22 protein-coding genes are annotated in these 24,629 nt (G+C 73.9%); 16 read left to right on the top strand and 6 right to left on the bottom strand.

The genetic code is table 11. From position 1 onward, the window contains the following. The gene (locus AC4BGE_RS14970; protein WP_490569479.1) at positions 1–1,050 is read left to right on the top strand and encodes an alpha/beta hydrolase family protein; all 1,050 of its coding nucleotides are present in this window, start codon (positions 1–3) and stop codon (positions 1,048–1,050) included. A 112-nt stretch (positions 1,051–1,162) separates the two neighbouring features. Further along, positions 1,163–2,686 carry a hypothetical protein gene (locus tag AC4BGE_RS14965; protein WP_490575777.1) on the top strand — a complete coding sequence of 508 codons (1,524 nt, stop codon included), beginning with the start codon at positions 1,163–1,165 and terminating at the stop codon, positions 2,684–2,686. Between the two features lie 53 nt (positions 2,687–2,739). On the opposite strand, the gene AC4BGE_RS14960 is transcribed toward AC4BGE_RS14965, so the two are convergent. After that, positions 2,740–3,351, bottom strand: coding sequence for an alpha-ketoglutarate-dependent dioxygenase AlkB (locus AC4BGE_RS14960; protein ID WP_490575776.1), 612 nt, complete (start codon positions 3,349–3,351; stop codon positions 2,740–2,742). A gap of 127 nt (positions 3,352–3,478) precedes the next feature. Here AC4BGE_RS14960 and AC4BGE_RS14955 point away from each other — a divergent pair, with 127 nt between their 5' ends. The 3 genes from AC4BGE_RS14955 to AC4BGE_RS14945 are packed head-to-tail and all read left to right on the top strand — an operon-like array spanning position 3,479 to position 7,604. After that, positions 3,479–4,267 (top strand): ABC transporter ATP-binding protein, encoded by a 789-nt coding sequence (locus AC4BGE_RS14955; protein ID WP_490569476.1) that lies wholly within the window; start codon positions 3,479–3,481, stop codon positions 4,265–4,267. 18 nt (positions 4,268–4,285) lie between these two features. Continuing rightward, positions 4,286–6,823, top strand: a complete 2,538-nt coding sequence (locus AC4BGE_RS14950; protein ID WP_490575775.1) for an ABC transporter permease — start codon at positions 4,286–4,288, stop codon at positions 6,821–6,823. A gap of 58 nt (positions 6,824–6,881) precedes the next feature. Further along, positions 6,882–7,604 (top strand): GntR family transcriptional regulator, encoded by a 723-nt coding sequence (locus AC4BGE_RS14945; protein ID WP_490575774.1) that lies wholly within the window; start codon positions 6,882–6,884, stop codon positions 7,602–7,604. A gap of 18 nt (positions 7,605–7,622) precedes the next feature. On the opposite strand, the gene AC4BGE_RS14940 is transcribed toward AC4BGE_RS14945, so the two are convergent. Genes AC4BGE_RS14940 through AC4BGE_RS14930 form a run of 3 tightly spaced genes read right to left on the bottom strand, consistent with a single transcriptional unit; the run spans position 7,623 to position 12,121 of the window. Further along, positions 7,623–9,272, bottom strand: coding sequence for a DNA repair helicase XPB (locus AC4BGE_RS14940; RefSeq protein ID WP_490575773.1), 1,650 nt, complete (start codon positions 9,270–9,272; stop codon positions 7,623–7,625). Next, positions 9,269–9,802, bottom strand: coding sequence for a CGNR zinc finger domain-containing protein (locus tag AC4BGE_RS14935; RefSeq protein ID WP_490575772.1), 534 nt, complete (start codon positions 9,800–9,802; stop codon positions 9,269–9,271). Before AC4BGE_RS14935 ends, AC4BGE_RS14940 begins: the two co-directional genes overlap by 4 nt. Positions 9,803–9,811: 9 nt before the next feature. Continuing rightward, complete coding sequence (locus AC4BGE_RS14930) at positions 9,812–12,121, bottom strand: helicase-associated domain-containing protein (protein WP_490575771.1); 2,310 nt, start codon at positions 12,119–12,121, stop codon at positions 9,812–9,814. Positions 12,122–12,204: 83 nt separating this feature from the next. On the opposite strand from AC4BGE_RS14930, the gene AC4BGE_RS14925 reads away from it, so the two are divergent. Genes AC4BGE_RS14925 through AC4BGE_RS14905 form a run of 5 tightly spaced genes read left to right on the top strand, consistent with a single transcriptional unit; the run spans position 12,205 to position 17,432 of the window. Then, positions 12,205–13,023, top strand: a complete 819-nt coding sequence (locus tag AC4BGE_RS14925) for a PP2C family protein-serine/threonine phosphatase (RefSeq protein ID WP_490569470.1) — start codon at positions 12,205–12,207, stop codon at positions 13,021–13,023. Then, positions 13,020–14,303 (top strand): FHA domain-containing protein, encoded by a 1,284-nt coding sequence (locus AC4BGE_RS14920; protein ID WP_490575770.1) that lies wholly within the window; start codon positions 13,020–13,022, stop codon positions 14,301–14,303. The genes AC4BGE_RS14925 and AC4BGE_RS14920 overlap by 4 nt, the downstream gene beginning before the upstream one ends. Then, positions 14,300–15,448: an RDD family protein gene (locus tag AC4BGE_RS14915; RefSeq protein ID WP_490575769.1), complete on the top strand. Its 1,149-nt coding sequence runs from the start codon at positions 14,300–14,302 to the stop codon at positions 15,446–15,448. Before AC4BGE_RS14920 ends, AC4BGE_RS14915 begins: the two co-directional genes overlap by 4 nt. A 44-nt stretch (positions 15,449–15,492) precedes the next feature. Further along, positions 15,493–17,031, top strand: a complete 1,539-nt coding sequence (larE, locus tag AC4BGE_RS14910; protein WP_490575768.1) for an ATP-dependent sacrificial sulfur transferase LarE — start codon at positions 15,493–15,495, stop codon at positions 17,029–17,031. Positions 17,032–17,036: 5 nt separating this feature from the next. Then, the gene (locus tag AC4BGE_RS14905) at positions 17,037–17,432 is read left to right on the top strand and encodes a cold-shock protein (RefSeq protein WP_490569466.1); all 396 of its coding nucleotides are present in this window, start codon (positions 17,037–17,039) and stop codon (positions 17,430–17,432) included. On the opposite strand, the gene AC4BGE_RS14900 is transcribed toward AC4BGE_RS14905, so the two are convergent. Continuing rightward, positions 17,429–18,913 carry an MFS transporter gene (locus AC4BGE_RS14900; RefSeq protein WP_490575767.1) on the bottom strand — a complete coding sequence of 495 codons (1,485 nt, stop codon included), beginning with the start codon at positions 18,911–18,913 and terminating at the stop codon, positions 17,429–17,431. The genes AC4BGE_RS14905 and AC4BGE_RS14900 overlap by 4 nt on opposite strands. A gap of 84 nt (positions 18,914–18,997) precedes the next feature. On the opposite strand from AC4BGE_RS14900, the gene AC4BGE_RS14895 reads away from it, so the two are divergent. Then, positions 18,998–19,771: a DUF3027 domain-containing protein gene (locus AC4BGE_RS14895; protein WP_490569464.1), complete on the top strand. Its 774-nt coding sequence runs from the start codon at positions 18,998–19,000 to the stop codon at positions 19,769–19,771. Positions 19,772–19,783: 12 nt separating this feature from the next. On the opposite strand, the gene AC4BGE_RS14890 is transcribed toward AC4BGE_RS14895, so the two are convergent. Further along, entirely contained in the window at positions 19,784–20,095 is a 312-nt protein-coding gene (locus AC4BGE_RS14890; protein WP_490569463.1) for a DUF2530 domain-containing protein, read from the bottom strand. Between the two features lie 78 nt (positions 20,096–20,173). Between AC4BGE_RS14890 and AC4BGE_RS14885 the strand changes: the two genes are divergently transcribed. From AC4BGE_RS14885 to rpsG, 5 genes are all read left to right on the top strand, one after another. Further along, complete coding sequence (locus AC4BGE_RS14885) at positions 20,174–21,673, top strand: NCS2 family permease (RefSeq protein WP_490575766.1); 1,500 nt, start codon at positions 20,174–20,176, stop codon at positions 21,671–21,673. A 159-nt stretch (positions 21,674–21,832) separates the two neighbouring features. After that, positions 21,833–22,282, top strand: a complete 450-nt coding sequence (locus tag AC4BGE_RS14880) for a MarR family winged helix-turn-helix transcriptional regulator (protein ID WP_490569461.1) — start codon at positions 21,833–21,835, stop codon at positions 22,280–22,282. Between the two features lie 10 nt (positions 22,283–22,292). Continuing rightward, the gene (locus AC4BGE_RS14875) at positions 22,293–23,555 is read left to right on the top strand and encodes an MFS transporter (protein WP_490569460.1); all 1,263 of its coding nucleotides are present in this window, start codon (positions 22,293–22,295) and stop codon (positions 23,553–23,555) included. A 156-nt stretch (positions 23,556–23,711) separates the two neighbouring features. Further along, positions 23,712–24,086, top strand: a complete 375-nt coding sequence (rpsL, locus tag AC4BGE_RS14870) for a 30S ribosomal protein S12 (RefSeq protein ID WP_011757353.1) — start codon at positions 23,712–23,714, stop codon at positions 24,084–24,086. A gap of 1 nt (position 24,087) precedes the next feature. Beyond that, positions 24,088–24,558: a 30S ribosomal protein S7 gene (gene rpsG / locus AC4BGE_RS14865; RefSeq protein WP_490569459.1), complete on the top strand. Its 471-nt coding sequence runs from the start codon at positions 24,088–24,090 to the stop codon at positions 24,556–24,558. The last annotated feature ends 71 nt before the right edge of the window (positions 24,559–24,629 follow it).

Genomic DNA, 24,629 nt, shown 5'->3' with positions numbered 1-24,629 from the left:
GTGGGCGCGGTCCGCGGGGTCGCGGCCCTGGTCGTGGGGGGTGCGCTGGTGCTCGGCGGCTGCACCCGCGGCGCCGAGACCGAGGACGCCGAGCAGCCGCGGGACACGCCCGCGCAGAGCGCGACGCCCTCGCCGCGCGCCACTGGTTCACCGACGCGGGAGCCCGACGCCGCGCCGGCCGTCACCTCGCCGTACTCGCTGCCCGCGCTGATGGCCGAGGAGTTCGGCAGCGAGCGGCCGCGCCGGCTCCGGGTCTCGGTCGACGACGAGGCCTACACCGAGCACGAGGTGCGCTACCGCAGCGGGGACCTGCGGGTCTCCGGGGTGATGCTGATCCCGAAGGGTCCCGGGCCGTTCCCCGGCGTGGTGCTCAACCACGGCTACATCGAGCCGTCGGTCTACGCCACCGGTCAGGGGCTCAGCCGCGAGCAGGACTTCCTCGCGCGGCAGGGCTTCGCGGTGCTTCACTCCGACTACCGGGGCCACGCGAGCTCCGACCCCGCGAGCGAGCTCGACCGGGAGACCCGCCTGGGCTACACGCGCGACGCGATCAACGCCGTCCACGCCCTGGCGGCGGAGCCGAAGGTCGACGGGGAGCGGATGGCGATGCTCGGCCGGTCGATGGGCGGCGGGGTCACCCTCAACGCGCTGGTCGCCCAGCCCGACCTGGTGGACGCCGCGGTGCTCTACTCGTCGGTGAGCTCGGACTACCTGGACAACCTGCGCCGCTGGACGCTCCCCGAGCGCCCCGAGGTGGCGGAGCGGCTCTTCGACCGGTTCGGCACCCCCCGGCAGCGGCCGGGCTTCTACGAGCGGCTCTCGGCGCGGACGTACTTCGACCGGATCGCGGTGCCCGTCCTCGCCCATCACGGGACGCTGGACGACTCCTGCCCGCTGGCCTGGGCGCGGAGCACGCACCGGCTGCTGGAGGACGCCGGGGTCGACAGCGCCCTGCAGGTCCACCAGGGCGAGCAGCACGCCTTCGGGCCCCGCTGGGTGGTCTCCATGGAGCAGACCGTGCGCTTCCTGGACCGGCACCTGCGTCGCTGACTTCGCGCTCCGGCCCTTCACCCGGCTCGTGCATTCTTGACCATCGGCAGCTCGCCTCGTTGCCGCTAGTCTTCGTCAAACGAAGACGGTCTCGACCAAGCCAGGAGCTCCAGTGAGGCTCGCACGACTTGTCCCGTTGCCCGCGGTCGCGCTCACGGCCGTCGTACCCGCCCTCGCACTGGGCGGGGCCCTGGCCCCAGCCGGCGCGACCGCGGCGACAACCTGCCTGGGCAAGCCGGTGACGATCGTGGCCACCGCCCGGGTCGAGACCGGCACCGAGGGCGACGACGTGGTCGCGATGACGCCCGGGGGATGGAACAGCTTCGACGCCTTGGGCGGAGACGACACGATCTGCCTGGTTCACGGGGCCCCATCCGGAGGTCGGGACCCGCGAGGGCCGTGGGGTGTGGTGTACGCCGGACCCGGCAACGACGTGGTGGTCAACGAGTCGAGCCAGGGGTCGGGCATGACGGTCTACCTCGGTGGCGGGGACGACCGGTTCACCGGCGGCAGCTTCGCTGAGACCGTCTTCGCCGATGCGGAGAGCTCGGACGACTTCACTGCCCTGCCAGGAAGCCAGCGGGATGTGATCGAGATGGGTGGCGGCCCCGCCGATTCGACCCTCGCCGATGCGGTGTGGTCGCTCCCGTCCGCCGATGGGGGCAACGCCGATGTCATCTCCTTCGGGCCAGGTGCGGCCGAGCTCCACTACCGGGGGGCGATGGCCTCCGGGGGTCGGCTGGACTTCTCCAGCGCCGCCCCGACCGCGGTCAACCTCTCCGCGGTCCTGCCACCCTCTCCCTCGGGGGAGGATCCCGAACTGCTGATCGACGCACCTTCCGCGCGTGCCACCGTGGACGGTGTGCAGGTGCTGGCCTGGGAGGGCCTTGTCGGCTCGTGGGAGATCGGAGAGTACCTAGCCCCGAACTGGGAGTCCCCCGTCTCCTTCCTCGGCACCGATGCCGACGAGACCCTCTACGTCCGGCACGGCATGTTGAGGGAGGTGCGGATGGGCGGCGGAGACGACGCCGTCGGGGGCGGATACAGCTCGTGGTTGCAGGTGCGCCAGATCGACGGTGGACCGGGACGGGACCGCGTCGAATACAACCGGGGGTGCGCCGACCTGACGGTCCGGCTCGCGACCGACGTGACGTGCGACGGTGACACCGCTCCGCTCACCGGTGTCGAGCACGGGCGGTTCGCGAGCAGTGCGAAGGGTGGCCTGACGAGGATCGTCGGGACCGACGGACGTGACAACGTGGACGCGTTCGCAGATCGGGTGACGTTCCATGGACGGAGCGGTGACGACCACGCCGTCCTGGGCGGCAAGGTCGTGAGGGCCAACGGGGGGCCGGGTGCCGACCATCTCACCGCCTTCGGCCGCGACGTGCTGGTGCGTGGGCAGGGTGGAGGGGACCTCATCAGCCTGACCTACAACGATCTGCGCTACAAGCGCGCCCCCGCCCAGCGGCAGGTCGCCCTCGGAGGTCCGGGCCGCGACGTGCTGGCGGGCTCGTCCACGAAGGTCGGCGACCGGTTGATCGGTGGCCGCGGACGTGACCGCGCCAACGGTCGCGGCGGACCCGACCACTGCGACGCCGAGGTCACCCGGCACTGCGGGCGAGCTCACCGCTGATCTCGGTGCCTGTGGCATCGGCCGAGACCTGGTGGAAGAGGCCGGCCGGTGGCTCAGAGCACGCCGCGCGGGCGGAACTGCACCGAGATCCGCGGCCCGGCGTGCGCCTGCTTGGGCACGGCGTGGTCCCAGGTGCGCTGGCAGGAGCCGCCCATCACGACCAGGTCACCGTGACCGAGGGTGACCGAGATCGAGGCCCCGCCGCCCCGGGGGCGCAGCAGCAGCCGGCGCCGGTCGCCGAGGGAGACGATGGCCACCATGGTGTCCTGCGTCCGGCTGCGCCCGATGCGGTCGCCGTGCCAGGCCACCGAGTCGCGGCCGTCGCGGTAGAAGCAGCACCCCGCCGTCACGAACTGCTCCCCGAGCTCGGGGCGGTAGTGCTCCGAGAGTGCCTCCCGGGCGGCGACCAGGCCCGGGTGGGGGAGGGATGCCCCGACGCCGTAGTGGTGGAGGAGGCGAGGCACGGCGACGACCTGGTCGTACATCTCGCGCTGCTCGGCCCGCCAGGGGACCTCGGAGACCAGGGTCGAGAAGATCTCGTCGGCGCCGCCCAGCCAGGCCGGCTGGACGTCGACCCAGGCCCCGCGCGAGAGCACCCGGCGCTCGGGGGCCAGCTCGGTGGGGCCTGGCTCGAGGACGGCGAAGAGGCTGGACTGGAGCTCCATGAGACGAGGCTATCGAACAGACGTTCGACCCACAAGCACCCCGGTGCCACGCCCGTGCCGTCCCATCCCTCGTCCAATAACCCGATATCGGTGGCGTGCGACTTGACCGACACGGGAGGCTAGGGGCATGACCGCACTGGCCGAGGGCTCCGTCACCCGTCTGTACGACGGTGCCGTCCCCGCCGCGCGGGTGCGCGACCTGACCAAGTCCTACGGCTCCGGGCAGGCCGAGGTGCGCGCCCTCGACAGGGTCTCCCTGGACCTGCACGCCGGTCAGTTCACCGCCGTGATGGGTCCCAGCGGCTCGGGCAAGTCGACGCTGATGCACTGCTGCGCGGCCCTGGACACCGGGACGTCGGGGGAGGTGTGGATCGGCGAGCGCGAGCTCAGCAAGCTCGGCGACGCCGCGCTGACCGCGCTGCGGCGCGACGAGATCGGCTTCGTCTTCCAGTCCTTCAACCTGGTGCCGACCCTGACCGCGGAGGAGAACATCCTCCTGCCGCTGTCCATCGCGGGCCGCAAGCCCGACCGTCGCTGGTACGACGTGGTGATCGACACCGTCGGCCTGCGCAAGCGCCTCGGCCACAAGCCCAACGAGCTCTCCGGCGGCCAGCAGCAGCGGGTCGCCGTGGCCCGGGCGCTGGTCAGCCGCCCCCGGATCGTCTTCGCCGACGAGCCCACCGGCAACCTCGACTCCCACTCCGGCGCCGAGGTGCTCGAGCTGCTGCGGCGCAGCGTCGACGACTACGGCCAGACCATCGTGATGGTGACCCACGACGCCGTCGCCGCGGCCTACACCGACCGCGTGCTCTTCCTCGCCGACGGCCGGCTGGTCAGCGAGCTGCACGAGCCCGACCGCGAGCAGGTGCTCACGGTGATGACCCGGATGACGGCGCCCGGCGCCGGTCCGCTCTGACCCGGCCGGACGACTCACGTGTTCCGCGCGGCGATCAAGAGCCTGCTGGGGCGCAAGGTGCGCCTCCTGATGAGCACCTTCGCGATCGTGCTCGGCGTGGCCTTCGTGGCCGGCACCCTGATCTTCACCGACACCCTCAACCGCAGCTTCACCGCCCTCTTCGCCTCCACCGTGGGCGACGTGGTGGTCAGCCCGGCCGGCGAGCAGTCCGGCAGCGGCTCCACCCGCACCATCCCCGCCAGCCTGGTGCGCAAGCTGGAGAAGGTCGAGGGGGTCGCCCGGGTCGACGGCAACGTCACCGACGCCTCGGTGATGATCATCGGCAAGGACGGCAAGGCCCTGGGCGGCATGGGGGCGCCGGGGCTGGCGGGGAACTGGACGGGCGCCCCGGCCGGCCACGGCCTGACCGGCCTCCAGGTGGTGCGCGGGCGCGCTCCGGAGCGGCCCGGCGAGATCGTGATGGACGCCGGCTCGGCCAAGCGGGCCGGCTACTACGTGGCCGACCAGGTGCAGCTGATCACCACCCTGGACCGTCCCGTGCTCACCCCGCAGCTGGTCGGCATCGTCGACTTCGTCGACGGGGGCTCCCTCAACGGCGCCTCCTGGGTGGGGTTCGACACCAAGGTGGCCCAACGGCTCTTCCTGGACGGTCGGCGCAAGTTCCACGACGTGTGGGTGACCGCGGCGCCGGGGGTCTCCCAGGCGGCGCTGGCCGAGCGCGTCGCGGAGGTGCTGCCCGACCGGCTCGAGGCACAGACCGGTGACGACGCCGCCGAGGCGAGCGCCACCCAGCTGCTCAAGGCGGTCAGCTTCCTGACCACCTTCCTGCTGATATTCGCCGGCATCTCGCTGGTGGTCGGCGCCTTCCTCATCGTCAACACCTTCTCCATCCTGGTCGCCCAGCGCAGCCGCGAGCTCGCCCTCTTCCGCGCCCTCGGCGCCTCCAAGAGACAGGTCACCGGCTCGGTGCTCGCCGAGGCGGCCGTGCTCGGCGCCCTCGGCGCCACCGTCGGGATCGGCCTGGGGGTGCTGATGGCCCTGGCGATCCGGAGCCTGTTCTCGACGGTCGGGCTCGACCTCTCCGGGCAGGCCCTGGTCTTCCGGCCGCGCACCTTCGTGGCCGCCTACCTGGTCGGCGTCGCGGTCACCATGGCCGCCGCCTGGCTGCCGGCCCGGCGTACCGGGCGGATCGCTCCGGTCCAGGCGCTGCGCGACGACGTGGCGATGCCCGAGGGGTCGCTGCGCAAGCGGTTCGGCGCCGGCATGGCGATGATCGTCCTCGGGGGCACCTCGCTGGCCATCGGGCTCTTCGCGGTCGACGTCGAGCACGACGGCTGGTGGGTGGGTGCCGGGGTCCTCGGCATCCTCTTCGGGGTCGTCGCCGCCAGCCCGGTGATCAGCTACCCGTTCCTGGTGGCCGCCCGCTCGGTGCTGGCCTCCCTCTTCGGCACCGTGGGCAACCTGGCCGGCCAGAACTCGCTGCGCAACCCGCGCCGCACCACGGCCACCGCGTCGGCGCTGATGATCGGCCTGGCCCTGGCCGGGACGATGGCGATCCTGGGCGACTCGGCCAAGGCCAGCGTCGACCGGAGCATCGAGCAGAACTTCCGCGGCGACCTCCTGGTCAGCAACAGCTTCGGCCAGCCCTTCTCCCCGTCCATCGCGCGCAGCATGAAACGCGTCGACGGGGTGGAGCGGGTGGTGGCCCAGCGGTTCGTCTGGGCCGAGGTGGAGGGCGAGCAGCAGGGCCTGGCGGCGGCCAGCGCCGAGGCGCTGCGCGGTCCCCTCGGGATGGAGGTGGAGGACGGGTCGGTCGACGACCTGGGCCGCGCCAAGGTGATGGTCGACCGCAGCCTCGCCGACGACTCGGGCATCGCGGTGGGCGACGAGGTCCGGGTCACCTTCAACGGCTCCCGTCAGGCGCTCGAGGTGGTGGGGATCTTCACCGACAACCCGGTCCTCGGCGCCTCGCTGGTCACCAGCAAGCAGACGCTGGTCCGTGCCGGCTACCCCGACCAGGACAACTTCCTGGTCCTCGAGGTCCGCGACGGCGACCTGACGGTCCAGTCCAGGGTCGAGGACGTGGTCGCCGACCTGGTCACCGTCACCGTCAAGGACCAGGACGCGTTCGCGCAGGAGCAGCGCGCGCCGATCGACCAGCTGGTGCTGATGATCTTCGCCCTCCTCGGCCTGGCGCTGCTGATCGCGGTGCTCGGCATCGTCAACACCCTGGCGCTCTCGGTGATCGAGCGGACCCGTGAGGTGGGGCTGCTGCGCGCCATCGGCCTGGGGCGCCCCCAGCTGCGCCGGATGATCACCCTGGAGTCGGTGGTCATCGCCGGCCTGGGCGCCCTGCTGGGCCTGGCGCTCGGGGTGGGGTTCGGCACCGCCCTGATGCGCTCCCTGCGCGACCAGGGCCTGGAGGTGCTCTCCATCCCGTGGGACCAGATGGTCGCCTTCCTGGTGGTCGCCGTCGTCGTCGGCGTGCTGGCCGCGGTCCTCCCCGCCCGGCGGGCCGCCGGTCTGGACGTGCTCAGGGCGATCGCCACCGACTGAGCGACGCCTTCGTGCATTCGCCGGACGCGGCGGGTTGCGTCCACCTATCGTTCCGCTCGTGGAACAGGCGGTCGAGATGGTGCAGCGCGAGCTCAAGCACGTGGTCGTGCGCGAGCACGTCCGCGGCCTTCTCGACGGCGCCGAGCCCGGCAGCCCGGCCCCCTCCGAGCGCGAGCTGGTCTCGCAGTTCAAGGTGGCCCGGATGACGGTGCGCCAGGCCCTGGACGCGCTGGTCGCGGAGGGCCTGCTGGAGCGGATGCCCGGCCGCGGCACCTTCGTGGCCCGTCCGCGGCGACGAGCCGCCCAGCTCACCAGCTTCACCGAGGACATGCGCCGCCGCGGCCTCAGCGCGGAGTCGCGGACCCTGCTGGCCCGGGTCGAGAAGGCGGGGCCCGGGGTGGCCCGCGCCCTCGAGATCGAGCCCAACTCCCCGGTGGTGCACTGGAAGCGCCTGCGCAAGGCCGGGGGCGCCACCATGTGCCTGGAGGACGCCTACCTCAACGAGGCGCTGATCCCCGGGTTCCTGACCGCCGGGCTGCCCTCCAGCCTCTACGACGCGCTCCAGGGCCGGCAGCTGCGCCCCACCTGGGCCGAGGACGCCGTGCAGGCGGACCGGGCCAGCGCCGAGGAGGCCGACCTGCTCGGCCTCGACGCCGGCCAGCCCGTGCTCCGGCTGGCCCGGCGCGCGCTCTGCCAGGAGCAGGTCGTCCAGGTCTCCCGGTCGACCTACCGCGCCGACCGGTTCACCCTGCACGTCCAGCTGGGCGAGTCCGCGGTCTGACCCGCAGCAGCCCGGGGCTCAGGTCCCGACGTCGTGCGAGTCGACGATCCGGTAGGCGTAGCCCTGCTCGGCCAGGAACCGCTGCCGGTTCTGGGCGAAGTCGGCGTCCACGGTGTCGCGCGAGACCAGGGTGTAGAAGTGCGCCGAGCGGCCCTCGTCCTTGGGACGCAGCAGGCGACCCAGCCGCTGTGCCTCCTCCTGCCGGGAGCCGAAGGAGCCCGACACCTGGATCGCCACCTCGGCCGAGGGCAGGTCGATGGAGAAGTTCGCCACCTTGCTGACCACCAGCAGCCCCAGCTCCCCGGAGCGGAAGGCCTCGAAGAGGCGCTGCCGCTCCTTGACCGGGGTCTCGCCCTTGATCACCGGGGCCCCCAAGGTCTCGGCGAGCTCGTCGAGCTGGTCGATGTACTGGCCGATCACCAGGGTGGGCTGGCCGGCGTGCTGCTCGACGAGCCGGCGTACGACGTCGGTCTTGCGCGGCGTGCAGGCCGCCAGCCGGTAGCGCTCCTCCGGCTCGGCGGTGGCGTAGGCGAGGCGCTCGGCGTCGGTCAGCGTCACCCTGACCTCGACGCAGTCGGCCGGCGCGATCCACCCCTGGGCCTCGATGTCCTTCCACGGGGCGTCGTAGCGCTTGGGCCCGATGAGGGAGAAGACGTCGCCCTCGCGCCCGTCCTCGCGCACCAGGGTGGCGGTCAGCCCGATGCGGCGGCGTGCCTGGAGGTCGGCGGTCATCCGGAAGATGGGCGCGGGGAGCAGGTGGACCTCGTCGTAGACGATCAACCCCCAGTCGCGGGCGTCGAGCAGCTCCAGGTGGGAGTAGACGCCCTTCCGGCGCGTGGTCATCACCTGGTAGGTGGCGATCGTGACCGGGCGGACCTGCTTGACCGACCCGCTGTACTCGCCGATCTCGTCCTCGGTCAGGCTCGTGCGGCGCAGCAGCTCGTCCTTCCACTGGCGCGCCGAGACGGTGTTGGTGACCAGGATCAGGGTGGTCGCGCCGGCGTGCGCCATCGCGCTGGCCCCCACGATCGTCTTGCCCGCCCCGCACGGCAGGACCACCACCCCCGAGCCGCCGTGCCAGAAGGAGTCGGCCGCGTCGCGCTGGTAGTCGCGCAGCGCCCAGCCGTCCTCGACCAGCTCGATCGGGTGCGCCTCCCCGTCGACGTAGCCGGCGTGGTCCTCGGCCGGCCAGCCGAGCTTGAGCAGGGCCTGCTTGAGGTTGCCCCGCTCGCTGGGGTGCACCGCCACGGTGTCGCCCCCGGGGCCGCCGATGCGCTCGCCCAGCATCCCCTTGACCCGCTTGGCGCGCAGCACCTCCTCCAGCACCGGGCGGTCGGTGCTGACCAGGACCAGACCGTGGGTGGGGTGCTTCTCCAGCCGCAGCCGGCCGTAGCGGGCCATGGTCTCCGCGACGTCGACCAGCAGGGCGTGCGGGACGGCGTAGCGGCTGTAGCGCAGCAGCGTGTCGACGACCTGCTCGGCGTCGTGGCCGGCGGCGCGGGCGTTCCACAGGCCCAGGGGGGTCAGCCGGTAGGTGTGCACGTGCTCGGGGGAGCGCTCCAGCTCGGCGAAGGGCGCGATCTCGCGCCGGCACTCCTGGGCCCGCTCGTGGTCGATCTCGAGCAGCAGGGTCTTGTCGGACTGGACGATCAGCGGTCCGTCGTTCATGCCGGTCCCCCCACGGCCGCCCGCTGCCGGGCGCGGAAGGCGGCCACGTTGGCCCGCGAGGAGCACCGGTCCGAGCAGTAGCGCCGGGACCGGTTGGGCGAGGTGTCGACGTAGACCTGGCGGCAGGGGTAGGCGCTGCACACGCCCAGCCGGGTCGGGCCGAGGTCGCACACCAGGGTCGCCAGGCCCATCAGCACCTCGCCGACCAGCAGGTCGGAGACCGAGGCGGAGCGGTCGGCCACGTGCAGGTGCAGGTCGTCGGGGTCGTGGTCGCTGATCATCGGGGTGACCGGGTGCTCGGCCAGCAGGGCGTTGATCTGGGCCACGACGTCGCGGACCCGCCCCTCCTCGGAGGCCTCGAAGACCGGGCGCAGCCGGGCGCAGAAGGCGCTCAGCGCCCGTACGTCGCGCTCGGTGACCTGGTCCTGCAGCCAGGCGCGGCCGGCCAGGTGGGCCACCAGCGCCGCCTCGTCGGCCGGCTGGGCGTTGAGCAGCGCCGCACCGGACTCGGCATACCGGAGGAAGTCCACGGCGCGAGTCTACGGTCCGGGGGTTGCCGCCCCGACCGTCGTGATCCGGTGCACCGAGAAGGTGCGCACGTCGTCGCTGCGGTGGTCGTGCGCCGTCAGCTGGCCACCCTCCAGCCGCACCGGGTCGACGAGCCGCTCGGTGGTCGCGCCGTGGTTGTCCACGTAGCCGATCAGCACCGTGGTGGAGGACTCGATCGCCTCGCGGAGCGCGGCCAGCGCCGTGGTGGGCGAGGTCGCGACGCGCGGGCGGGCGGGGGCGGACGCCGCGGCCCGGTCGCCCGCGCGCACCGCGGTGACGGCCGCCTGCAGGCGCGCCGCCTCCCGGGCGGCGGCCACCGCCGCCACCGGGGCCGGGCGCGGCGAACGGGCCCGCAGCAGGTCGGGGCGGGCGACCCGCACGGTCCCGTCGGCCGCCTCCAGCACCGGAGCGGCCCCGAGCTCGCGCAGGCGGGGGAGGAGCAGGTCGACCGGCAGCGTGGAGACCAGCACCGTGGGTGCCAGCCGCCGCAGCTCGAGCGCGGCCGCCCGGGGGTCGGCGAGCAGCGCGCCCAGCGCCGCCTCGTCGTCGGAGCGCAGGAACGCCTCCACCGCGCCGACGCGCAGCGTGCCGAAGGTGCGCACCACGTCGTCGACCAGGTAGGTCAGCGGCTGCGGGACCGGCGTCCGGGAGGTGCGCGCCAGGAAGTCGTGCACCTCCGCCCCGGACCAGCCCGCGTCGAGGGCGCGGCGCAGCGAGCCGGGGGTGAACCGGTAGACGGTGGCGCCCCCGCGTGACTCCACGTCGGCCAGCAGGTGGAGGTCGCGGGCCAGGGCGGGCTCCAACGGGCCGGGGGCGACGGCGGTCAGGTCGGCCTGCACCAGCACGTGGTCGACCGGGGAGGGCAGCAGCGGCGCCAGCAGCGCCGCGGCCCGCTCCCCGGCCTCGGCGCCCCCGGCGAGCAGGGCCCGGCCGTGGCCGGCCAGGCCGCCGAGGCCGGTGACGCCCAGGACGGCGGCCTCGCTCACCGCCCAGGCGACCATCTCGGCGCGGGTGGGCGGTCGCCGCGGCCGCAGCCACTCCACCCGGGCGACCAGGGACGGCACCCCGGTCCCGGCGGCCAGCACCTCGCCGTCGGCCAGCTCGAGCAGCTGGGCCAGCGCCATCCGGCGGGCCTCGACGGCGAAGGCGCTGGAGAGGTCCGGGGCCAGGGCGTTGCGCGTCCGGCCACCGGGCTCGCGGCTGCCGACCAGGGCGCTGAGCCGGGGGGACTCGAGCCAGGCCCGGACCAGGGTCAGCCACCGGGCCGCCGGCGGCGAGGCCGCCCAGGCGTCGAAGGCGTGGGTGGGCAGCCAGGAGGCCACCGCGTCGGGCCCGGGCCCCTCCGCGAGCAGGCCGGCGGCCGCCGCCACCTCCACCAGCAGGGCGGCCACGTCCTCCTCGACGTGGAGCTCGGTGGCGGCCGCCTTCAGGTCCCGCACCGCCAGTCCGCCGCTGCGCAGCACCGCCGGGGGACGCACCCCCCAGTTGTCCAGCAGCAGCTCCACCCGGCGTACCGCCTCGAAGGCCGCGCCCGCGGCGGTGCGCTCCACCAGCTCCTGGTCGCGGGTGCTGGTGGCCAGCTCGGGCAGGTCGTCCGCGGCCTCCCGGGTGGTCTTCCCGCCCCGGACCGCGAGGCCCACCTGACCCGGGAGGTGGAGCACGCTCGTCCCGCGGCCCTCGGGGGTCTGCGGCACCAGCAGCCCGTGGGCCAGCGCCTCCTCGACGGGGGTGGTGGCCTCCTCGGGGGTGGCCGGCACGCGCACCCGCTCGCTGGTGCCCTCGCCGCCGTGGTCGGCGACGTGCTCGAGCAGGGCCCGGGCCGCGGGGGAGAGGCGGGCCACCCGTTCCGCGGCCTGCTCCGCGGAGATGCCGTGCGGGGTCACCGGGCGCAGGCCGCTCAGCCCGGAGACCACGTCGCCGCGCAGGGCGTCGGCCACCCCGGTGAGCGGGCGCAGCCCCTGCGGGGACTCCAAGACCAGGGCGAGGTCGGTCAGCACCTGCAGGGCGTCCGCGACGGCCCCGGGATCCGCGCGCACCAGCGCGGCGACCTGCTGGGGCGAGGCGTGGCCGGCCACCACCAGGGCGTCCAGGACGACCAGCTGCAACCGGGTGAGGCCGTCCAGCGCCCGGATCACCGACGAGCGGGTCGCCGCGCGCGAGGCGACCTGGGCCGAGTCGTGGGGCGCCGGGGACGCCAGGTCGGGCCGCCCCGCCAGCAGCCGGGCGAGCCGCTCGTCCGGCCAGCCGCGGAGCTGGTCGGCGAGCGTCCTGGGGGCCTCCCCCTGCGGCGGCAGCGACATCCCTCCTACGCTACTCGCCAACAGGGGACCTCCGGCGGCGGACCGGCCGCGGACCGACGGCCCCCACGACGGGGAGGACGCGCATGGCGGGGGTCGACCTGCACCACGGCACGGCCACGGACGTGGGCCACGTGCGCGAGGGCAACGAGGACGCGTTCTTCGTGGCCACCGACGTCTTCGTGGTGGCCGACGGGATGGGCGGTCATGCCGGGGGCGAGATCGCGAGCGCCTTCGCGGTCGAGGAGCTGGGCCGCCTGGCCGGGCAGCACCTGGACTCGCGCGGCGGGGTGGAGGCCGTCCTGGAGGCGCTCGTCCGCTGCCAGGCCCGGCTCCAGGAGTACGCCCGGGCCCAGGGCGGGGCGGACGGCGTCCGCCCGCACAGCGGCACCACCGCGGCGCTGGCGGTGCTGGTCCACGACGAGGGGCCGCGCTGGCTGCTGGCCAACCTGGGCGACTCGCGGATCTACCGCCTCACCGACGACGGGCTCGACCAGATCAGCGTCGACCACTCGGTGGTCCAGGAGCTGCTCGACGCGGGGAGCATCACGGCCGAGGAGGCCGCCGAGCACCCGGAGCGCCACGTGATCACCCGCGCGCTGAGCGCCGCGGACGCCCCGGAGCCAGACTTCTTCTCGCTCCCGCTCACCGCGGCCGGGCGGCTGCTGCTGTGCACCGACGGCATCAGCTCGATGATCGGCGACGAGGAGATCGAGGAGCTGCTCCTGCGCCACTCCGACCCCCGTGACGCCGCCGAGCGGCTCGTCGCGGCCGCCCTGGCTGCCGGGGGACGTGACAACGCCACCGCCGTGGTCGTGGATGTGGTGGGATTGGAGAAGGAGAACGCCTACGACGCCCAGCGACAGAAGCTGAGCCTCGAGACGAAACTGGGGGCCTTGCCGTGAACGACGTGAAGAACCGCTCAAGCTCGACCGGGACGTGGCTGGCCGTGCTGGGCCCCGAGGTCACCGTGCTGCTGCCGGGCCGGGAGAAGGCGCGGGTCGCGGCGCTGTGGGCCGCCGTCGACGACGGGGCCAGCTTCGAGGTGGTCCTCGACCACCTCCTCGCGGAGGGCCTCACCTCGCTGCCCGACTTCGTCCTGGTGGCGGGCACGGGCCGCTCCGCCCGGGTGCTGGTGCGCGGCGGGGCGTCTGTCTCGGTGCGCAGCGAGCAGGGCGACACCGAGGTGTCCGCCGCCGACCAGATCTGGGCCGAGCGGACCTTCGACGACGTGACCTCGATGGTCGCGACCCTGCCCGACTCCGACTCCGACTCCGGCTACGGCGACCGGGGCGGCCGGGCGGCACTGCCGCTGGGCCTGGCCCGGGTCGGCTCGCTGCGGTGGGGGCCGTCGGTCGACGAGGCCCACGCCGTCGACGCCGTCGCTCTCGACGAGGAGCCGCTGGCCCCGGAGGCGGACGTCGAGCCGGCGCCGGAGCCCGACCCCCAGCCCGACCCCCAGCCCGAGCCCCAGCCCGAGCCCCAGGCGCACGTCGAGCTGGTGCCGGAGCTCGAGCCCGACGCCGAGCCGGCGCCCGAGGTCGAGGCGCACGTCGAGCTGGCGCCGGAGCCCGAGCCCGAGCCCGTGCCCCAGCCCGAGCCCGAGCGGGCGGCCGTGGCCGCGCCGGTGCCGGGGATGCCCACGGTGCCGCCGCTGCCGCCGGTGCCCGCCGTCTCGGTGCCCCGGGTGGGCGGCTCCCCGGCCTCCGCTCCGACCCAGGTCCCGGAGTCGAACGGGTCCGACCACGACGGGCTGACCGAGATCGGCGAGGCCGCCCCGACGCCCCCCTCGGGGATCCCCGGGCAGCCGCAGGCCCCCAAGGTGACCGCCCGCCCGGTGGCGCGCCTGGTCTTCTCCCACGGGACCACCGCCGACGTCGACCGTGCCGTGCTGGTCGGCCGCGCCCCCGAGGCCCGGCGCTTCGCCCCGGGCGACCAGCCCCAGCTGGTGAGCGTGCCGAGCCCCAACCAGGAGGTCTCCTCCACCCACCTGGAGATCCGCCCGGGCTCCGGGGTCGACCACGGCTCGGCGGTGGCCACCGACCTCGGCTCCACCAACGGCACCCTGCTGGTCCAGCCGGGCCTGCCGCCGGAGGACCTGCAGCCGGGCATCGCCGTCCAGCTGATCCCCGGCGCCATCATCGACCTCGGGGACGGTGTCACCATCCAGGTCACCCAGCCGTGACCCAGCCCGCCCGGCCGGCCACGTACGGCGCCGCCGCCCCGCCCACCTTCCCGGTGGCGGACCTCGAGCGACGCTTCATGGCCTTCGCGCTGGACCGGGCGATCAGCTGGAGCCTCTATGCCGCGACCGCGGTGGTGGGCTGGGTCGTCTGGGGCCGCGACGGCCTCTGGACGACGGTCGGGATCGTGGTGGGGCTCGCCGTCGTCGTGGTGCTGGTCGGTGGCGCGGTCACCGGGGCCACCGGGGCCACCCCCGGCAAGCGGGCGGCCGGTCTCCGGGTGGTGCACCACGGCTCCGGCCTGCCGGTCGGTGCGGGGGCCGGCATCCTGCGCTCGCTGGTGCTGGGCCTCTCGGCGCTGCCCACCTTCGGCTTCGGGCTCGCCGCCCTCGCGTGGACCGCGCTGGCCGATCCCCGCGGCCAGCGCCGCGGGTGGCACGAGCAGCTCACGAGCTCGGTGGTGGTCGACCTGCGTCCCGAGGGGCCCGTGGTGGAGGAGCAGGAGGAGGCGCCGCGGCACGTGGTCAACCTGACCGCGCTGCGGCTGGTGCCCGCCCCGGCCCAGCCGCCGGCCCCGGTCCAGCGACCCTCCCGTCCGCCCGTGGCGGCACCGGCAACGTATCCGTCTCCTGCTCCTGTTCCGGTTCCGTCCGCGGCGGCTTCGGTGCCTGCCCCCGTGTCCGCGGCCGCCGCTCCGGCTCCCGTGGCACCACAGTCCCGGCCGGCGCCGCCGCCGCACCTGCCCCCGGCCGACCCGGGGCGCACCGTGGCCAGGCGCGCGCCCGCGGCGGCCGGCCGGCCGCCCGTCGCCGGTCCGCGCTGGCGGGTCACCTTCGACACCGGGGACGGCTTCGTCGTCGAGGGGCTGGCCCTGGTCGGCCGGCGCCCCGAGCCGCGCACCGGCGAGCACGTCCGCCACGTCGTGCCGCTGCCGTCCTCGGACATGTCGCTGTCGAAGACGCACGCGCAGTTCGGCCCCGCTCCGGACGGCTCCCTGGTGGTGATGGACCGAGGCTCCACCAACGGCTCCCTGGTGCTGCGTCAGGGGGTGGCCCGCGAGCTGCACGCCGGCAAGCCCACCACCCTGCTGCCCGGCGACCGCGTGCGCTTCGGCGACCGCGAGATGATGGTCGAGCGCGAGGCGTGAGGGTGACCGGGCCCGTCCTGCCACGCAGCGCCTAGGCTGGCCGCATGCCGAGGACCCCGGTCGACCTCCTCGACCCCCTGGTGGTCGGCTTCGACCTGGACATGACCCTGATCGACACGGTGCCGGGGGTCACCGCCACCCTGCGCGTGCTGAGTGCCGAGCACGGCGTCGAGCTGGACGTCGAGGCGATCGGCTCGCGGCTCGGTCCGCCGTTGGCCCAGCTGCTCTCCGGGCACCTGGAGGCCGGCTCGATCGACGCGGCCGTCGACCGGTTCCGGCTGCTCTACCCGGACCTGGCCATCACGCCGGTGCCCACCCTGGCCGGCGCACCGGAGGCCCTGGCCGCCGTCCGCTCCCACGGGGGGCGGGTCGTGGTCGTCACCGGGAAGTTCACCCCCAACGCCCGCCTCCACCTCGATCACCTCGGGCTCGAGGTGGACCACCTCGCCGGGGACGTGTGGGGCGTCGGCAAGGGAGCGGTGCTGCGCGAGCAGGGCGTCGGGATCTACGTGGGCGACCACGTGCACGACGTGGAGGGGGCCCGTGCCGGGGGTGCCCTCAGCGTCTCGGTGCTGACCGGCGGGTGCACCCGCGAGGAGCTCCTCGGAGCCGGCACCGACGTGGTGCTCGAGAGCCTGTCCGACTTCCCGGCCTGGCTCGAGCAGCACCTGCTGCGCACCCGGCTGGCCGCGCTGGAGGCCGACCTCGCCGGGCGCGGGTCTGTCCTGGTGGCCTACAGCGGGGGAGTGGACAGCGCGATGCTGCTGGCCGCCGCCGTGCGGGCGCTGGGGCCCGACCGGGTGGTGGCGGCCACCGGCTACTCCGACGCGCTCCCGCAGGCCGAGCGGGACCCGGCCCGTGAGCACGCCGAGGCACTGGGGGTCAGGGTGCTCACCCCGGCCACCCACGAGCTGGAGCGGGAGGGCTACCGCGCCAACGGGCCGCAGCGGTGCTACTTCTGCAAGGCCGAGCTCATCGAGGTGCTCCAGGACCTGGCGGCCGAGCACGGGCTGGCGCACGTGGCCACCGGCACCAACGCCGACGACGCGGTCGCGGGCCACCGTCCCGGCATCCGGGCCGCCGCCGAGCGGGGCGCCATCACCCCGCTCCGCGACGCCGGGCTCACCAAGGCCCAGGTCCGGGCCGCCGCCAGGCTCTGGGGGCTGCCCACCTGGGACAAGCCGGCCGCCGCGTGCCTGTCGAGCCGCGTGGCCTACGGCATCGAGATCTCCCCGAGCCGCCTGGGCCGGGTCGAGCGGGCCGAGTCCGCGGTGCGCGAGGTGCTGGCGGGCGCCGGCGTGCCACTGCGCGACCTGCGCGTGCGCGACCTGGGGGAGCAGGCCCGGGTGGAGGTCGACGCCGCCCTGCTCGCCGGGCCCCTGGCCGAGGGGACGCCGCTCGCGGCCGCGCTCCTCGCTGCCGTGCGCGGCGCGGGGTTCGCCACCGCGGAGCTCGACCCGCGCGGCTTCCGCTCGGGTTCGATGAACGACGCGGTCGCCGACCGGGTGGCGGCGCCGGGCGCAAGCCGCCTATCCTTCGGATCGCCCGCGGCGAGCGCCGCGGCGCCTGCCGAGGAGACGTGAGAGCTGTGCCCACTGGCAAGGTCAAGTGGTTCGACACCGAGAAGGGCTTCGGGTTCCTGTCGCAGGAGGACGGGCCCGACGTCTACGTGCACGCCGACGCGCTCCCCCCGGGTGTCACCACCCTCAAGAACGGCGCCCGGGTCGAGTTCGGCATCGCCGCCGGCCGCAAGGGCGAGCAGGCGCTCCAGGTCAGGCTGCTCGAGGCGCCGACGTCCGTGCGCCGGAACCAGCGCCAGGCCCAGCGCAAGAAGCCCGAGGAGATGGTCCCGATCGTGGAGGACCTGATCCGGCTGCTCGACGACCTGGGGGAGGGCTACCGGCACGGCCGCGCCCCAGAGCCGCGGACGGCCCGGCCCACCGCCAAGCTGCTGCGGGCCCTGGCCGACGAGCTCGAGCTCTAGGCGGACCGACCCCCCCGGAGCCACTCCTGCTGCCGGGAGAGCAGGACGAAGGCCGCCCAGGCCGCCAGCACCCCGGCGGCCACCCCGAGCCCGAGGCGGGGCATCAGCGGCAGCGCGATCCCCACGAAGCCGCCGACGACCCAGGCCAGCTGCAGCGAGGTGTCGCTGCGGGCGAAGGCGCTGCTCTGCATCCGCTCCGGCACGTCCCGCTGGATGGTGGAGTCCAGGGAGAGCTTGGCCAGGGACTGGGCGAGCCCGGCGGTCAGGCCGAGCAGCGCGAGGGTGATCACCCCGTAGAACGCCGCCGTGAGCGCGGCCAGCACGCAGTCGGCGAGCAGAGCCAGCACCACCGTCGTACGTGGGTCCATCCGCCGGGTCAACGAGGCCACCGCGATGCCGAGCGTGTTGCCGAGCCCGGCCGCGCCGATCACCAGCCCGAGCAGCACCTCCGGGCGCCAGCCGTCGATCGGGTTCTCCCGCAGCAGGAAAGCCATGAACATGGTGAGGAAGCCCGAGAGCCAGCGCGGGCCGCAGTTGGCGCGGAGCGCGAAGGCCACCGCCGGCGGGATCCGCAGCCTGGGCCGGCGGCCCTCGGGGGTGAGCGTGGCGTGCGGGGCCGGGTCGCTCTCGGCCAGCAGCACCAGGGTGCCCTCCCCGAGGCTGGAGTCGACCCGGCCGGGCAGCCGGATCGCCCAGATGGTGGCCACCACGAAGACCAGGAAGCCGTAGCGCAGGGACCACTCCGGGCCGGCCCAGGAGGCCAGGCCCGCCAGCGGGGCCGAGACACCCGCTCCCACCACGCCGGCCAACGAGATCCGGGCGTTGGCCTTGACCAGGGTCAGGTCGCGGGGCAGCAGCCGGGGCACCGAGGCGGCCCGCGTGACGCCGTAGGCCTTGGAGGCCACGAGCACCCCGAGGGCGGCGGGGAACATCCACCGCGACTCGGTCACCACGGCGGTGGCGAGCACCCAGCACAGGAACCCCCGCACGGCCATGGTGGTGCCGATCGCCCACCGGCGGCCGTGGCTGAACCGGTCGAGGAACGGCCCGATCAGCGGGGCCACGATGGCGAAGGGCAGCATCGTCAGGCCCAGGAAGAGTGCGACCTGGCCCCGTGCCTCGCCCGTGGGCACCTGGAAGAAGAGCGTGCCGGCCAGCGAGATGGCCACCGCCGCGTCGCCTGCGGCGTTGAAGGCGTGCAGCTCGATCAGCCGGGAGAGGCCGGAGTCGCCCGCGCCCTCCGCGCGGGCGGCGCGGCGCGCCTGCCCGGCGGTGAAGCGCCCGGCCCGGCCGGTGGCGCGCGCCAGCGCCCCGGCGGCCCGCCCGGCGGCCCGGGCCGCGGCGGCACCCGTGGCGAGAAGCCGGCGTCCGGGGCCCGGCCCGCCGTCCTGTGCCGCCGAGGACGTGGACGCGGAATCGGACGTGGGACCGGACGTGGACGTGGCGTCGGGCCCTGGCAGCTCCGGCGGTGAGGAGGTCACGGCTCCATCCTGCCGTCTGCGCCCCACCCGTCCGGGGGTGGTCTCGCCTTGGGCGTCCCAGCGGCTGCGTGTCATGATCGGCGCGTGAACGCCGTCGTCGCAGCCTCGCCCGACCCCGTCCTGGCCGATGCCGTGGGAGTGGCGCGGGCCGCCCTCCTGGAGGAGGCCCCCGCTCGCCAGGTCGGCGAGCACCTGCGCTTCCAGGTCGAGGACGAGCACACCGGCAGCCACCTCTTCGCCTGCGCCCACCCCGGCTACGTCGGGTGGTTCTGGTCGGTGACCGTCTCGCGGGCCCCGGAGCAGGAGCGGGTGACCATCGACGAGGTGGTGCTGCTCCCCGGCGAGCAGGCGATCGTGGCGCCGGGCTGGGTGCCCTACAAGGAGCGCCTGCAGCCCGGCGACCTCTCACCCGGCGACCTGCTCCCGGTCGAGGACGAGGACCCCAGGCTGGTCCCCACCTACCTGGTCGGCGACGACCCGCTCGAGGCCGACGAGCGCGCCCAGGTCCGCCGGGTGGTCGAGGAGCTCTACGACGGCCGGGTGCGCACCCTCTCGCTGGAGGGGCGTGACATGGCGGCCCAGCGCTGGCACGACGGCGAGGCCGGCCCCGACTCGCCGCTGGCCAAGTCGGCGCCCCAGCCCTGCGCGACCTGCGGCTTCCTGGTGCGCCTGGCCGGCCCGCTCTCGGAGATGTTCGGCGTCTGCGCCAACGGCAACGCCAACGACGACGGCCGGGTGGTGACCTTCGACCACGGCTGCGGCGCGCACTCGGAGGTCAAGCTCGCCCGCAAGCAGCAGCCGGTGCCGGTGCCCGAGCACGCGCACGACACCTTCGACCAGGACCTCGAGACGTTCTGACGGCCTGACCGCTCAGAGGCGTCGGCGCCCACCGGGGGACGGGGCCGCGGCCTCGCGGGTCCGCGCGTCGCGGCGGCGACGGCAGTACTCGAGCCCGAGGAGCCCGAGCCCGAGCCCGGCCGTGCAGGTCCACAGCCACCAGAGGCGCCCGGCCTCGGCGAGCGGGGAGTAGAACGGCAGCAGGGCCAGGAAGCCGACCAGCCAGAGCGCCGTGCCCACCCCGACGGTGCGTACCCCGTCGACGTCGAGCGGCTCCACGTCGGCGACCACGAAGGTGCGCCGTCCGAGGGTGTGGGTCTGGGGCTGGTCGTTGCGGGGCTCCACGGACCTCAACCTACTACCGTCGCGTCCGCCCCCGGGGGCTCGGCCGCCGGTGCTCCCGACGTCTGTCAAGATGCGCGGGTGAGCAATCAGCGTACGGACCACGTGGTGGACGAGCAGCCCTCCGGCAAGCGGAGCGGCCTGGACGATTTCTTCCGGATCGGCGAGCGCGGGTCGACGATCGGTCAAGAGATCCGCGGCGGCGTGGTGACCTTCCTGACGATGGCCTACATCATCGTGCTGAACCCCCTGATCCTGGGCTTCGTGCCGGACTCCGAGGGCATGTACCTCGGCGGCACCGACGTCCCCGGCAGCGGCATCCCCGCGATCGCGGCCGCCACCGCCCTGGTGGCCGGGCTGCTGACCATCGCGATGGGTGCGGCCGCCAACTTCCCGATGGCGCTCGCCGCGGGCCTCGGGCTCAACGCGTTCGTCGCCAACTCGATCGCCCGCCAGTCCACCTGGTCCGACGCCATGGGCCTGGTGGTCCTCGAGGGCATCGTGATCCTGGTCCTGGTCCTCACCGGCTTCCGCAAGGCTGTCTTCCACGCGGTCCCGCAGCAGCTCAAGGTCGCCATCTCGGTCGGGATCGGCCTCTTCATCGCCCTGATCGGCTTCGTCGACGCCCGCGTCGTGACCCGGATCCCCGACGACTTCCAGACCACCGTCCCGGTCCAGCTGGGGGTCGGCGGCCAGCTGACCGGGTGGCCGGTGCTCGTCTTCTGCCTCGGCCTCCTGCTGATGATCGCCCTGTGGGTGCGCCAGGTCCGCGGTGCCATCCTCATCTCCATCGCGATCACCACCGTGGTCGCCGTGGTCGTCGAGGCGGTGGGCGACCTCGGTGCCGCCGGGCCCGACAACGCCGGGGGCTGGGCGCTGAGCATCCCCAAGGCGAGCGGCGACCTGGTCGGCCTGCCCGACTTCGCCACGATGTTCCAGATCGACCTGTTCGGTGCCTTCAGCACCATCGAGGGCGGCGCCCTCGCCGCCGTGCTGCTGGTCTTCTCGCTGATGCTGGCCGACTTCTTCGACACCATGGGCACGATGACCGCGATCGGGGCCGAGGCCGGGCTCAACGACGAGGAGGGCGTGCCGCCGCACAGCCAGCGCATCCTGGTCGTCGACTCGCTGGCGGCCATCGCCGGTGGTGCGGGCGGGGTCTCCTCCAACACCTCCTACATCGAGTCGGCCTCCGGTGTGGGCGAGGGCGCACGCACCGGGTTCGCGTCGATCGTGACCGGCGTGCTCTTCCTGCTCGCCACCTTCTTCACGCCCCTGGTGGCGGCGATCCCCTCGGAGGCGGCGGTCCCCGCGCTGGTCCTGGTGGGCTTCTTGATGATGCAGCAGGTGACCGAGATCGACTGGCGGGACCCGGAGATCGCCATCCCGGCCTTCCTGACGATCGTGCTGATGCCGTTCGCCTACTCGATCTCGGTGGGCATCGGCGCCGGCTTCCTGGCCTTCGTGCTCATCAAGGTGGTCCTGGGCAGGTTCCGCCAGGTGCACCCGCTCATGTGGGTGGTGGCGGCGCTCTTCGTCGTCTACTTCGCGATCAACCCGATCACCGACTGGCTCACCTAGGCCGCCCTCGCGCGTCCACCCGACCGCCCACCCCGCACGGGGTGGGCGGTCGTGTGCTTCCACCAGGTCCGCGCCCGGTCGGGTGGGGTGGGGGAGATCACGCCGTGCGTGGCCACGTGGGGATTTAATTACCGAGGGTAATGACCTAGACTAAAGATCGTGCCCAGCGCCGCCAGGACCTCCCGACGCGACGCGGGGCTCGCCTCGGAGCTCCGGCTCGGGGTGATGAGACTGCGTCGGCGCCTGGCCGTGGAGCAGCACCCGGACAACCCGTTGGGTCTCGGCTCGATGTCGGTGCTGGGGTGCCTGTTCCGTGGTGGCGACCACACCATCGGGGAGCTCGCCTCCTCCGAGAACGTCCGGCCGCCGTCCATGACCCGGACCGTCACCGCCCTCGAGGAGGCCGGCTACGTCGTCCGTCGCTCCCACGAGACCGATGGGCGGGTCGTGGTCGTCCAGCTGACCGAGCAGGGCCGCGAGGCGGTCCGTGCCGACCGGGACCGCCGGGACGCCTGGCTCGCTCGCCGCCTCGCCGGTCTCGACCCCGAGGACCGTGCGGTCCTGAGCCGCGCCGCCACCCTCATGCAAGAACTCGCACAGGAAGAATGAACGCCACACCTTGAGCCCCACGTTCCGCTCCCTGCACAACGCCAACTACCGCCTGTACGCCGCAGGTGGGGTGGTCTCCAACACCGGCACCTGGATGCAGCGGGTGGCGCAGGACTGGCTGGTCCTGCTCCTGAGCGCCAACAGCGGCGTGGCCCTCGGGATCACCACCGGGCTCCAGTTCCTCCCGATGCTCTTGCTCTCGCCCTTCGCCGGGATGGTCGCCGACCGGATGCCCAAGCAGCGCCTCCTCCAGCTGACCAACCTGGGGATGGCCCTGCCCGCCGTGGTCCTCGGCCTGCTCGCGGTCACCGGCACCGCCGAGATCTGGCACGTCTACCTGCTGGCGACCGTGCTGGGCGTCAGCTCGGCGTTCGACGGGCCGGCGCGCCAGTCCTTCGTCTCGGAGATGGTCGAGCCGGCCGACCTGAGCAACGCGGTGGGCCTCAACTCCGCCTCGTTCAACGCCGCCCGCCTGGTCGGGCCCGGCCTGGCCGGCGTGCTGATCGCCGCGCTCGGCGGGGGAGTGGCGGCGACAGGCTGGGTGATCCTGGCCAACGCGATCTCCTACGCCGCGCCGATCGTCGCGCTGCGACGTCTCGACCCCACCCGGCTGGACACCCCGGCCCCGGCTCCGCGGGGAGCCGGCGGCCTCGCCGGCGGCCTGCGCTACGTGCGCCACCGGCCCGACCTGCTGCTCATCTTGGCGATCGTCTTCGTGGCCGGCACGTTCGGGCTCAACTTCCAGCTCACCTCGGCCCTGATGGCCACCGAGGTCTTCGACAAGGGCGCCACCGAGTACGGCGCCCTGGGCACCTTCCTGGCCGTCGGCTCGCTGGCCGGGGCGCTGCGCGCCGCCCGCCGCGAGCGGGTCGGGCACCGGCTGGTGGTCGGCGCGGCGCTCCTCTTCGGAGCGGTCGAGGTGGTCGCCGGACTGGCGCCCTCCTACCTGACCTTCGCCCTGCTGGCTCCCGTGCTCGGGATCACCTCGCTGACCATGATCACCGCAGCCAACACCTACATGCAGATGAACACCACCGCGGGAATGCGCGGACGGGTGATGGCGCTCTACCTGATGGTCTTCATGGGTGGCACGCCGGTCGGGGCCCCGCTGGTGGGCTGGATCGGCGAGGCGCTGGGAGCCAGGTGGACCCTCGTGCTCGGTGGCGCGATCACCATGCTCGGCGTCGCCGCGGCCGCGCTGCTCTTCGCCGCCGCAGCCCGCCGCCGGGTGCCCGACGTCCCCATTTTGACCCTCGCCCACGCGGGGAAGTAGCCTGATCACTCGTGTCTGGAACACCCAGACCCACGCGCGTGCCCGAAAGCCGTCAGGCCGACCACCCGCGCTGATCGACAGGCACAGCTCCAAGCAACACCCCGAGCCCGGCAAGGTGCCGGGCCGTGACCAGTGAACAAGAAGGGGAACCACCCGGTGCCCACCATTCAGCAGTTGGTCCGCAAGGGCCGCCAGGACAAGGTGTCCAAGAACAAGACGCCTGCGCTCAAGGGCTCGCCCCAGCGCCGCGGTGTCTGCACCCGCGTCTACACCACCACCCCGAAGAAGCCGAACTCCGCCCTCCGCAAGGTCGCCCGCGTGCGCCTGTCGAGCGGTGTCGAGGTCACGGCCTACATCCCGGGCGTGGGCCACAACCTCCAGGAGCACTCCATCGTGCTCGTCCGCGGCGGTCGTGTGAAGGACCTGCCCGGTGTCCGGTACAAGATCATCCGCGGCACGCTCGACACCCAGGGCGTGAAGAACCGTAAGCAGGCCCGCAGCCGCTACGGCGCGAAGAAGGAGAAGAGCTGACATGCCGCGCAAGGGTCCCGCAACCAAGCGTCCGCTCGACGTCGACCCCGTCTACGGGTCGCAGATCGTCACCCAGCTCGTCAGCAAGGTCCTCCAGGACGGCAAGAAGCAGGTCGCCCAGAGGATCGTCTACACGGCCCTCGAGGGCTGCCGCGAGAAGACCGGCACCGACCCGGTGCTGACCCTCAAGCGGGCGCTCGACAACGTCAAGCCCGCGATCGAGGTCAAGTCCCGCCGCGTCGGTGGCGCGACCTACCAGGTCCCGATCGAGGTCAAGCCCAACCGCAGCACCACGCTGGCGCTGCGCTGGCTCGTGGGCTACGCCCAGGCCCGTCGTGAGAAGACGATGGCCGAGCGCCTGATGAACGAGATCCTCGACGCGAGCAACGGCCTCGGTGCCGCTGTGAAGAAGCGCGAGGACACGCACAAGATGGCCGAGTCCAACAAGGCCTTCGCCCACTACCGCTGGTGATCGTGGCGGGCGTGCGCCCCAGCGGCGCACGCCCGGCACCCCACCGCACCCGTCAAACCCTAAGGAACTGT

The sequence above is a fragment of the Nocardioides sp. Z50_6 genome (genome assembly GCF_058215755.1).
The sequence above is the reverse complement of the archived record's forward strand: the minus strand, read 5'-3'. Positions and strand labels throughout refer to the sequence as shown.